This is a genomic window from Nocardioides sp. AX2bis (assembly GCF_902506435.1).
Classification (GTDB): Bacteria; Actinomycetota; Actinomycetes; order Propionibacteriales; family Nocardioidaceae; genus Nocardioides.
In genome coordinates this window covers 1-10,562 of the sequence record NZ_LR733234.1, presented here as the reverse complement: position 1 = coordinate 10,562, position 10,562 = coordinate 1, and the positions used below count along the sequence as shown (strand labels likewise).

Below are 10,562 nucleotides of genomic sequence, written 5' to 3'. Positions count from 1 at the left end.
GCCGGCGCCGGCGGGGGGCTGGGTGTGCGGGGCCTGGGGGCGGGTCGGGTTCGGGCATGGTGTGTTGGCCTTCGTGTTCGGGATGGGTTGTGGGCGGGCGTCACCGTCAGTGGCCGGGCGCGGGTGGCAAGTGCGGGCCGGGGGTCGTGGTCCGGGTGCGGGCTTGGCGGCGCGCCTCCGGTTGTTCAGTCCTCTGAACGCGGTCGGGTGGTCTCGTGCCTCCTCGTCAGCGTCGTGCCGGGTATCAGCCCGACCGGCAGCTCCCTGAGGCCCTCGAGGCGGCGCTCGATGCTGAGGCGGCGAGGTTGGCTGCGATCGCTGATCCGGTCGAGGCGGTTCGGGAGGTCAGCGAGATGTTCAGCGCTCTCGACGATGCGCTGCTCGCGGTGGCCGAGCCGCGGCTGCGTGCGGTCGTCGAGTTGTACGGGTTGCTGGGTTCCTACGGGCGGGTTGCGGAGGCCACGGGGTTGTCGAAGACCCGGGTGTCGCAGTTGTTCCAGGAGGCCCGGCGCCGCGGTCTATGACCTGGGCCGGGCGGAACGCTGGAGGCCGGGGCTGCTGGTCTCCCACGTCCTGCCGGTGTGTGACGTCTGCCGGTGTGTGACGGCTGTCGGTGCCGCAGCACAGACTCGGTGCGTGGCGACGACCGACCCAGAACGGCCTCGGGCTTCGGCGGATGGGGCGCTCGAGCCGCATCTGCCCTGTGACCGGTTGCCGGATGGGACGTGGGTCTACGCGCCGGTGGGGGCGATGCTTGTCGTGGCATCGGGACAGCGGGTGGTGTGCCATGCGTGTGGTGATGCGTTGTCGGCCGTCACTGGGGTGCACACGGCGCGGCACGGGATGGACCTGGGCACCTACCGGGCCCGGTTCGGGCTGAACCGGAAGCAGTCGCTGATCGCACCGGTACTGGGTGAGGCCCGACGGGTGGAGGGTTTGCGCCGGTGGGAGTCGAACGAGCTGGTGCGCACCGGTCTCGAGCAGGGGCGAGAGATGGCGCGTACCGGTGTGCTGCATGACCTGGGCCGGGCCGCCCAGCCGCCGGGTACACGTCGAGCCCAGGGCCGGCTAGCTGCCTCTAGGGAGGGGGCCTCGGTGGCGTTGCGGGCCGACCGGGACGCCCGTGCCGCGGCCGCACGCGAACGATGGACCCAGCAGGCGCAAGATCTGGGGTTCGACACCTTGCAGGCCTACTTGGCAGCGAGGGTCCGGGACGGGTCGAGTGCGCACCGGGTCCGCACCGAGCTTGGGTGCGGGGGGTCGGTCGCGGTGCGTCTGCTGGCCCAGATGGACGACGCCCCCGGACGCCGGTGACCCTGAGTACGGGTCGGGGTGCACACGGACTCGGGCGGAGCGCCGCGCCACGCGCAGCCACTGCTCGTGCCGCCCACGCAGGCGCGACAGGCGGCTAGCGGCGCGAGCGGGCCATCGCTAGGCCGATGAGGACGCCACCGGCAGCGGCGCCGAGGTGGGTCAGCAGCGAGAACCCATCCAGGGCGTACACCCCGCGGCCCCTAGCTCTCGACGGCGTCGATGGCGCCGGTCGGGCAGTCCGGGTCTCCGCAGCCGCCGAAGGTGAGGTCGGCGTCGCGGTGATCGAGGTTGGGGAACTCGACGACGCTGTCGGCGGGGAAGCGGGGCACCTACGCATCATGCTCCTGTCACGGCCCCCGCTGCTGAGCTTTTCCACAGGCGTCAATGCGGCAACGCGGGCGCTTCGGCCCCTGTGGTCCGCGTAGCGGGCAGGCAACACCGACCGCGGTTGGTCGGTGCGGACTGGGCGGGCGCGCCAGAGGGGTCAGGGGCGGCGCACCTCCCAGTCACCTCCGAGGCGACGGGCCGCCCACCGGGTGGCCTCGCGGTGCCTGGCGTTGGCGGCGCCACGGGTGTCGTGCCGGGTTCGTAGCGGGAGCACGAACACCGTTCGGCGCTGCGCGTACCAGGTGCCGGACAGGGCACGCCGGACCTTGCCGGGTTTGCCTGCGGGCACGTGGATGACTCCGACGTACCGCTTGCCGTGCCCGTCCGGGATCTTGGTGATCTCAGCCCAGCGGCGCCCGTTGTACCCGCCGTCCTCGAGCGTGGTGGCGAGCCAGCCCCCGTGGCCGCGGCCGTTCAGCTCATTCGCCACAGCAGTGGTCCGGTCGTCGCAGTACGGCTCACACCCAGGTGCTGCCGCCGCCGGTCCCGTCACTGACAGCAGTGCCGCCACCATCAGCAGGGGAAGCGCGAGAAGGGCGGGGCGGCGGGGTTGGGTCACGCGGGCACGGTACGGCGCGTCTGGGTTTCTGTCCCGTCTCGGGCTGAGGCGACTGCCCGGGTAAGCGGGGCGGATGTCCGGGGCACACGGGTCTCACAGGCGGTCCCCTCGGGGCAGACCGTCACGTCAGCATGTCGAGGCCGCCACGTAGGTTCAGCCCTGACACGTTGCACGCCGCCGATGCGCTGGGAACGTTCCGGTGGACACCCCCGACCAGGAGCACCATGCCCGCTTCGACCAACAAACCGGCCCGCCGCCAGAAGCCCGCGCCGTGACGAGCGAGCTCGGCACGCGGCTCCGGCAGGCCGCGGCGCCCGAGAGCGCCTGTGACGGGCAACTGACCATCTACCGGTGGACCCTTAGCGTCGAGGCCGGCGACATCCCTGCCCTCGCCCGCGACGTCGGTCGTGCCTACGTCACCGAGATGGCCAGACTGCGCTACCCGAGCGCCGAGGTTCGCGATGTTGTGCCCACTTCGGACACCGTCCGCAAGGGTGACCTTGGTGAGATGGTCGCGATGGGCATCTACAGCATCCGAATGGGCCGCACGGTGCCCTACACGAAGTTGCAGCTCGCCAAGACGGTTGCCAACGCCACCGCACAGGGGCCCGACACCGTCTGCCTGACCATCACCCCTGGGGAGGCTCCGGAGCCGGTCTCTGTCGAAGCCAAGTGCCGCCCCATCGGCCGACCGTCAGACATCCTCGCGCCCATCGAGGCGAGCTCCAAGGTGGTCACCCCCGAGTACCTCGCGCAGGCATGGGCCGCCGGGGTGCAGCTCATGCTCAGCCACCCCGACCACGAGCGTCACTTCGCGTTCTCAGCAGCCACACACCTGGGGCGCCTCATCGACCCCAGGGCACCCCTGCCCCCGCACCTGCGCCATGGAGTCGCCGTAGTCGGCGCCGACCGGACGTCGACCAAGCAGATCGAGGACAGGTGGCAGGACGCCCCCCACGTCACCGAGCTGCACATCGTCACCGTCCCGGACCTCGTCGACGCCATGAACAGCATCTTCGACGCCGCGGCCGGCCTCACCTACGGAGACCTCACCGGCGGTGCGGCAGCCCTGATCGCGCCCGGCGCGAAGCCGGGCATCTCCGGCCTGGTCAGCCGCGACATGCCCAGCCAGCTCGCTAACCCGTCGAAGCCCGACCCGCTCCGCGACATCATCGAAAGCAGCCTCTGGTACCTGGCCGACGAGGACGGGCTCGCCAAAGCTCGCGCCAGCACGCTCACCACGCACGACGACCTCGACGTCCGGGGCCTCGCCCAACTACTCACGGGCGCCCACGCCCGCGCCGGCCGCACCCTGCACGGGCGCACCCTAGGTGACTTCGCGGGCACGGTCCGCGACGTTGTCGACCTCCAAGACCGGCCTGACCGGCTGCGTGAGGTCCTTGAAGCGTCCTCCCCCGAACCGGGCCTCTTACACGCCGCACAGCACGTCGCGGCCGCAGTCATCCATCGCCTTGACCGTCATCCACAGGCCATGACCGAGGCGAAGGGGGCTACCGGCGTCGCCGTGCGGCACGTCGTCACACGGATGCGCCAGTTCGGCCGGCACGCGTTCTGGCCCTCACAAGCAGAGGCCGTCCGAGGCGGTCTGCTGGACCCCGCCCAGCGTTCCCTCGCCATCAAGATGCCCACCAGCGCCGGCAAGACGACCCTCATGCAGCTGGTCGCCGCACACAGCATCGACCTGCACCCCGACGGCGTCGTGGCCGTCCTGGCGCCGACCCGAGCACTCGTCAGCCAGCTGTACCGCGACCTCCGCGACGGACTCCCGGCCGACGTTGCCGTGCGGTCCTCGCAGGGCGGCCTCGACTACGACACCGACCTCCCCTCCACAGGGGGCGTCCTGGACGGCCCCGGGGTGGCCGTAGTGACCCCCGAACGCTTCGACCTCGACTGGCGCCGGGCCATGACCGATGACGGCGGCATCGACCTCGACGACATCAAGCTCCTGATCGTCGACGAGGCGCAACACGTAGACAACGGGCCGCGCGGCGCCACCCTCGAGCTCATCATCGCCAAGGCACTGCGGCGCGGCATCCGTGTCGTCCTCCTCGCCAGCCAGTTCTCCAACGTCGCGGCCATCGCGAACTGGGTGAACGGGGACGCGTTGGAGTCCGACTGGCGGCCGGCCTGGCTCGAACGGCACGTCTTCATCCGCGGTCTGCCGCACGAATCGCCCACGAGAGCTCGCATCGGGTATCTGTGGCCAGAGGGCGGCGACCCCGAGCGGGTCTTCGCACTGAAACCGAGTGAGAAGACCAAGGGCGACGGCTGGATCCGGGATCGCAAGCACGAGGCGACGGGCCTAATGTCTCAGTGGACCTCCGAGGGCCTCGTCGTCGTTTTCACCGCGAACAAGTCGCACGCGAAGGGCCTGTTCGACACCATCTACGAGGCCACCGGCCAGCTCGGACCGCCCCGGCGAGCCCTGGCCGAGATCGCGGACGGCCTGAACTTGCTTCACCCAGAAGAGGCCGCCGCGCTCCGCAACGGGTTCGGCCTACACACCGCTGACGTGCCGAAGGCGGTGCGTCAGGCGATCGAGTCGGCCGCCCGGGTCGAGGGCGGTCTCTTGCGGTGCATCGTGTGCACCCCCACTCTGCTGGAAGGCGTGGACTTCCCCACGCGCACGGTCATCGCCGCGCACCCGCCGCGCACCGGGGCCCCGAGCTACAGGCCCGACATCGCCAGGCTGCGCAACCTTGAGGGCCGTGCCGGACGCGCTGGCAAGTTCATCAGCGGGCGGCTGGTTGTCATGACCTCCGACCACGATCAGGCTCGGAAGTGGCGCCGAGCGATGCGCCAGGCCCTGCCCCCGACCGAGACGGCGCTCACTACGGCGCTCAAGGTGATGCAGGCGCGCGCACCGGAGCACATGGCCCAGGAGACCAAGAACATCATTGACGCCGTCACCATCGAGGTGCTGGCCGAGTCCGCCGCCGCAGATGGAGATCTCCGCAGGGCGCTCGAGGAGGCGCTGCAGCGGACCTTCTGGTCGGCGACGTCGGCTCCTCAGGCGCAGACCAACGCGCTGGCCACCGGCGCGGGGTACGCGGCGCGGGTCGCCCAGCGGGTGCCCGACGATGTACTGCGTGCTGCCGTCTACCGCTCGGGCCTGAAGCTGGAGGGTTGCCTGGCGCTACGGGATGCCATTGCCGACGATCTCGACGCCGTAGTGAAGGTGCTTCGCTCGGACCCGCCGGACCCCGACGCACGCGAGCGCCTCCTGCACTGGCTCATCAGGACCTGCGTGGCAACCCTCGAGGAGCTCGAAGAGCTTCGCGAGGTCGACCCCAGCGCGCTCGAAGCCGCCCTGGCCGCTTGGGTCGAAGGCAAGATCGAGGCCGACATCGAACGAGACCACGCCGAGGCCTGGTCGGCGGTGAAGCCAACACACCTTGAGACGCTCCTTGTATGGGCCCTCACGGGAGCGTTTGAGCTCATCGCAGCACTCGCCGACGATCTGCAGCTGCGCGAGGCCGCCCACCACCGGCTCGGGCCCAGCCGACTCCGCTACGGCGTCTTCGATGCTGAGCTGTGCTCCCTAGTCCGCGATGGCGCAGACCGCGTCCAAGTTGCCCGCGTTGCAGCCGAGTACCTCAAGGAGCCGAAATCGCCCTCCTCTAGTTTCTGGCCGCTCGGCGTCATTGTGGAGCTGCGCCTCGCCCAGGAGGAGGCAGCCACGGCGGCCGCGACCTCACCGGACCCAAGCACCGAGGACGACCCTGCCGGACTCGACGGGGACCAGAGTGCCGCCACCAGCTGACAACGTCGCGCGGTGACACGGACGCACCTGGCTGAACCTGGGGCGGTCCTCAAGCGAGCTCGGCGGCGCGCCAGCCCGTGTCCGCGACAACCTGCCGGGCGACTCCGAGGGCCAGCAGTAGGACAACCGCACCTCCGCCATCAACTTCGAGGTCCGAGACGTCGCGCCGTTGGGGTCGCACGTCGTGGGTGGCCACCCTAACGACCCGCTTGAGGTGGCCAGGGTCGAGACCGTCCGTGGCAGTGGCCGGCCAGCGCCTCCGCGATCGCGCACCTGCGTCGGCCACGCCTGTTCGCGCGGTGCTGTGTCAGTCGACAGCGGGTCGCGGTACCCACTGCTGGAGGTCTGGGTGTCCTACGAAGGCGTCCCAGCACTCGCTCGCGCCGCCGTAGGGCAGGTCCGCCGGGGTGACAGGAGCTGGGGCGATTGGCTGAAATTTGCGGAGCACGGTGGTCTCGATGGCGAATGCTGTGGCCCGGTCCGCGACCTCGACGACCTGCACCAAGTGGCCGCCGACGGCGGTGTGCTGAGCGAGCCGGCGGTCGTCGACGCAGTGGGTGATGCCGACCTTGAACACGCCGTTGGGGCCTAGCCGCGGGAAGAAGAACAGGTAGACGCGGTGAGGTGCCTCGGGGTCGAGACGGCGGCCGTCACGGCGAAGGCACGGCGGAGTGCCTGAACCGAGAGCGAGACAGGAGACGATGCGCTGGGTGCCGCAGCGTGAACAGGTGGCGTCCAGCCCGACGGTGGGGTCCCCGGGCCACGCCGAGGTCAGCGTCAGACCGAGTGTGGCAAACCGTTCGCTGACCATCTCGGCGGTGGGCTTGAAACGCTGCGAGTTGCAGAACGAGCAGGGCATCCACGAGAGCCGCACACCCTCGGAGAAGCCGAAGAGCGAGTTGGTCTGCGCGCCGCCGCAGGTGGTGCACTCGACATTCACAGGCTGGTCGCCGAGGGCGTTGTCCAGCAACGGTGAGAGCGGTCGAAGACCGGCCACCGTCATCAGCTGCTCCTGCCGCTCCAACGACCAAGAGCCACGGCCCTGCACCCAGCCGCTCGCGGTCAGGCTCGCGAGCTTGCAAGCCTGGCACACCCAGCCCTTGTGCAGCATCGGTAGCGAGACGTCGGTGATGGCACCACAGGGCTCGTGGCGGACGCGGAAGCGTGCCCGGGCGTCGCCGCCTGGGCGGAGCATCGTGGCGGTCTGGGCTGCTGCGAACTTGTTGAGGCAGGTGTCGCAGAATCCGATGCGCCGGCGCGGTCGCGGCCACCGTGACGGGCTGCGACAGCCCTCGCTCGCGCACTCGTCCACGACCGAACCGTAGGTGACCCCCGGCCACCCGGGTCGGACCCGGGCAACCTGCTGTTACGGCGGCGCCAACAGGCCACGACCAGCGAGCTGACGCCTCCGTATCCTTCGGCCGAAAGATACGGGAGGATACGGTTCGTTCAGGCCTGTCGGGCCGACTACAGAAGGATCTGAACTGCGCTTTCAGGAGAGGTGGCGCGTGTCGACCAGCGCTAGCGAAGCGTCAGTCAGACGTCGTCGCGCGCAAAGGAGGTGCGTGCGAGCCGGTCCTGAACGCGCCGCTGGCGAGCCTCGCTAGGCTTGCCGGCCTTCATGCGCCGGGGGCGCTTCGTGACGACAGCCGTTGGCAGCGCCTCACGCTTTTCACGAGCAGCGGTAGCAGTAGCCATGCCTATCTCCCTCCTCTGAGACCCAGACAGTACCGGACAGGCGGGCAACTGCAGTAGTCCTCAGCAGATCAGCAACCTTGGGGTACTTCACCTCCAACGACCGCCGGCGGGGCCACATTCCAGCCCGCTCATTGGCGGTCCTGTCAAAGACCCAGGAGGGAGCAGACAATGCGCCGGATCTCGTCCGCCTCTCCCGGTGTGACGTGCGAGGCGCCGCCGGTGGTGCGGTAGGTGATGTCTTGCAGGCGGACGGTCTGTACGTGTGAACAGACGACCTTGCCGTTCTGGCTGCGCAGCTTCACCTCGAACTCGCGCACTGTAGTGCTGTTGGAACTGACCCGGCACGCGACCACGAACGCGTGGCCGACCAGTTGCCCGTAGGCCTCTGAGGACACGACCACCACCGGCTTCTCAGCTTCGCCCGGGATGCGGAGATCAGCGAAGCGGATCTCCGAGGGGCGGGGGTAGCCCTTCGGGCGCTCGGGTGCCCCCGCGGGTGCCGCTGCCGGGGTCAGGATCTCCTCGAGTGCGCTCTCGGCCTCCTCCAGGGCGTCGGGCGGCACCACCCACACGGGCCTGTCCAGGTACTCCTTAGCCACCAAGAACAGCTCGTCTAGGAAGATGGTCCGCTCCTCGACCCCACCGTTCATGCTGACCTCTACGACGAGCGCGTACGGCGACTCTGCGTCGTCGGCCTGGTCACCGGGTTCGACCTGGAGACACACGATGTCCCGCATGCGACCGTGGTTGAGAGCGTCTACCGACAGCACGAGGACCTCCCGTCCGTCGTGGTCGACCCACACCTCTCCTCGGCTCGGCGGTTGCGTGGTCATCTTCTCGCTTCCTGCGGACGTGCGGCCACCGAACGGTGGGTGGCAGCGCACCCTACCTAGGGGCGCCGTCAGCAGCCCCTCGCCGTCCTACGCGACACGACTCCTCGAGCTCGCGACGAGACCGCGATCGAGGCCAACAACTACCGCATCGCCCACATCCGCGCCGGTTACGTGTACGTCATCTCCAACGTCGGCGCGTTCGGTCCCGGCATCGTCAAGATCGGCACGACCCGACGCCTGGAACCCCACGACCGCATCCGCGAGCTCGGCGACGCCTCCGTCCCGTTCCGCTACGACACCCACACCCAGTTACGCAGGAGTCCCTGCCCAGGAACCTGGACCGGGACTTCTGTGATTGGAAGCCACGACTTCTGTGGCTACCTCCCGTCGCGGACGCGCGCTTACGGAGAGATCGCGTTGGCTCTCGCGCCACCGATAGAGGGCGGCGCTCGGCGGATGGCTTGAACCGGAGAGCTGCGCAGGGGTTGCTCGAGGAGCGGGTCGCCGGTCATCACCCGGGCTCTCATCGGCTCACCCACCACACACCGGACCAAGTCGACCAGGGTCAGCCAGTGCCCGTCGAGGTCGAAGGTCCACAGCAGCGACCAGGGCCCGCTGGTGACCTTGACCGGGGTTCGCTGCAAGCGTCGCCCGGTCAGGTCGAGAAGGTAAGCGCCGGTGATGGTGGAGACCGCAAAGCATCCTTCGCTGCCGACAGGGTCGAGCTCGAGCAGGGGCTGCCTCCCTGAACCGTGCGCATCCATGACCTCAGCGTGCCGATGAGCGCCGACACCCACCGTCGGCTGCACCGCTCAGGCTGACCCGTCGGCGGCGCGCGGCGCCCTTTGCGCGGCCCGGGCGGCCCGCAGTCGTCGCAACCGTCCCACCGTCAACGCATCGGCCCGCAACGCGGCCGGCCGGTCGATCAGGGTGTTCAGCACCTGGTAGTACCGGGTCAGCGACATGTCGAACACCTCGCGCACCGCAGTCTCCTTCGCGCCCTGGAACTTCCACCACTGCCGCTCGAAAGCCAAGATGGCCAGCTCCGTTGCGCTCAGATCGGCAGCAGAGGGACTCGGTGACGAAGAGGGGTCCTCAGGGGCGTCGCACATCGACCGTCTCCCGCCGTCGGTGTCTACCACGGTTCGTTCAGTGCACTGTACGCGGCGGTGCGCGGTCGCTCCGCAGATCGCTCGCGCTCGCAGTTCTAGGCGCACGGCGGATGCACGCGGTCCTGTCGTCACCGCGCGACTGGCGTGTCGGGTAGCGCAGGGACCTTCCCTGTGTCACTTTTAGGTGGCGGAAGAAGTGCGCCCACGCCCAGCCCCGGTCGAACCCGAACCGGGGCTGACCTGCGTCTGGGGCGTTCCGGGTGGTGGTCGTGGTTGCGGCCCCGTTGCGCTGTCACGCAGATACCGTCGCAACCGTGAGGGTCTGGGAGTTCGCCGAGGAGCTCGACCGAAGTTCCGCCGAAGTCCTTGAGGCGATCGGGGTCTACGACGCGTTCGTGACGTCCCATCTCGCCACCGTTCCCCGGCACGCCCTCGACGCCATCCGCGCCGCACCACCACCTCCCCGTCCCCCTCGCCCGGCGCCGCGCAGAACGAACAGGCCAACCGGGCCGCCGCCCACCACTCCGCCGGGACCATCAGGCCGGCGATCTGGGTGGCGCACCGAACGGCTCTCCGCGTCCGGCGCCCCGACCAAGCGGCCACCAGCCACCCCGGATCAGGTGCCCCCGACCCGGCGGCGGCGACCCGGGCCGCCCCCGACGACCTTCGAGCCGCCCTACGACGACAACCACGCCTCGTACGGGACCGACCCCACCGACGACCTCGAACGCCAGCCCCGCTGGTCCACCGGCGACGTTGCCCGCTACTACCGGCTCAGCCCGGCCACTGTCCGCCAGTGGGTCCGCCGCGGGCACCTGCGGCCCGCCGGCAAGGTTGGCGGGTCCCACGTCTTCGACCGCGACGAGATCTTCGTC

The 10,562-nt window shown here is 69.8% G+C and carries 11 protein-coding genes; 5 read left to right on the top strand and 6 right to left on the bottom strand.

All coding sequences use genetic code 11. The features are described 5' to 3' along the window. Positions 1-215: 215 nt before the first annotated feature. Positions 216-524 carry a hypothetical protein gene (locus GV155_RS19890; protein ID WP_160011982.1) on the top strand — a complete coding sequence of 103 codons (309 nt, stop codon included), beginning with the start codon at positions 216-218 and terminating at the stop codon, positions 522-524. A gap of 112 nt (positions 525-636) precedes the next feature. Beyond that, entirely contained in the window at positions 637-1,314 is a 678-nt protein-coding gene (locus tag GV155_RS19885) for a MucR family transcriptional regulator (protein WP_160011980.1), read from the top strand. A 200-nt stretch (positions 1,315-1,514) separates the two neighbouring features. Here GV155_RS19885 and GV155_RS21020 read toward each other — a convergent pair whose 3' ends face one another. Beyond that, a complete protein-coding gene (locus tag GV155_RS21020; protein ID WP_268892628.1) occupies positions 1,515-1,643 on the bottom strand; it encodes a hypothetical protein in 129 nt (42 codons plus the stop codon). A gap of 155 nt (positions 1,644-1,798) precedes the next feature. Next, positions 1,799-2,131: a hypothetical protein gene (locus tag GV155_RS19880; RefSeq protein ID WP_160011978.1), complete on the bottom strand. Its 333-nt coding sequence runs from the start codon at positions 2,129-2,131 to the stop codon at positions 1,799-1,801. Between the two features lie 328 nt (positions 2,132-2,459). On the opposite strand from GV155_RS19880, the gene GV155_RS19875 reads away from it, so the two are divergent. After that, positions 2,460-6,044, top strand: coding sequence for a DEAD/DEAH box helicase (locus GV155_RS19875; protein ID WP_160011976.1), 3,585 nt, complete (start codon positions 2,460-2,462; stop codon positions 6,042-6,044). 307 nt (positions 6,045-6,351) lie between these two features. Here the strand turns inward: GV155_RS19875 and GV155_RS19870 are convergent, their stop codons facing one another. Both GV155_RS19870 and GV155_RS19865 read right to left on the bottom strand, forming a co-directional pair. Continuing rightward, complete coding sequence (locus tag GV155_RS19870; RefSeq protein ID WP_160011974.1) at positions 6,352-7,356, bottom strand: hypothetical protein; 1,005 nt, start codon at positions 7,354-7,356, stop codon at positions 6,352-6,354. Positions 7,357-7,885: 529 nt separating this feature from the next. Beyond that, entirely contained in the window at positions 7,886-8,575 is a 690-nt protein-coding gene (locus GV155_RS19865; RefSeq protein ID WP_160011972.1) for a type II toxin-antitoxin system PemK/MazF family toxin, read from the bottom strand. Positions 8,576-8,746: 171 nt separating this feature from the next. On the opposite strand from GV155_RS19865, the gene GV155_RS19860 reads away from it, so the two are divergent. Then, positions 8,747-9,040, top strand: a complete 294-nt coding sequence (locus tag GV155_RS19860; RefSeq protein WP_236554537.1) for a GIY-YIG nuclease family protein — start codon at positions 8,747-8,749, stop codon at positions 9,038-9,040. On the opposite strand, the gene GV155_RS19855 is transcribed toward GV155_RS19860, so the two are convergent. Both GV155_RS19855 and GV155_RS19850 read right to left on the bottom strand, forming a co-directional pair. Next, a complete protein-coding gene (locus GV155_RS19855; RefSeq protein WP_160011970.1) occupies positions 8,977-9,339 on the bottom strand; it encodes a hypothetical protein in 363 nt (120 codons plus the stop codon). The genes GV155_RS19860 and GV155_RS19855 overlap by 64 nt on opposite strands. A 48-nt stretch (positions 9,340-9,387) precedes the next feature. Continuing rightward, entirely contained in the window at positions 9,388-9,687 is a 300-nt protein-coding gene (locus GV155_RS19850; protein ID WP_201300389.1) for a DUF3263 domain-containing protein, read from the bottom strand. Positions 9,688-10,307: 620 nt separating this feature from the next. On the opposite strand from GV155_RS19850, the gene GV155_RS19845 reads away from it, so the two are divergent. Further along, positions 10,308-10,562 (top strand): helix-turn-helix domain-containing protein (locus GV155_RS19845; RefSeq protein WP_160011968.1); only part of this gene is annotated, 255 nt, incomplete at its 3' end.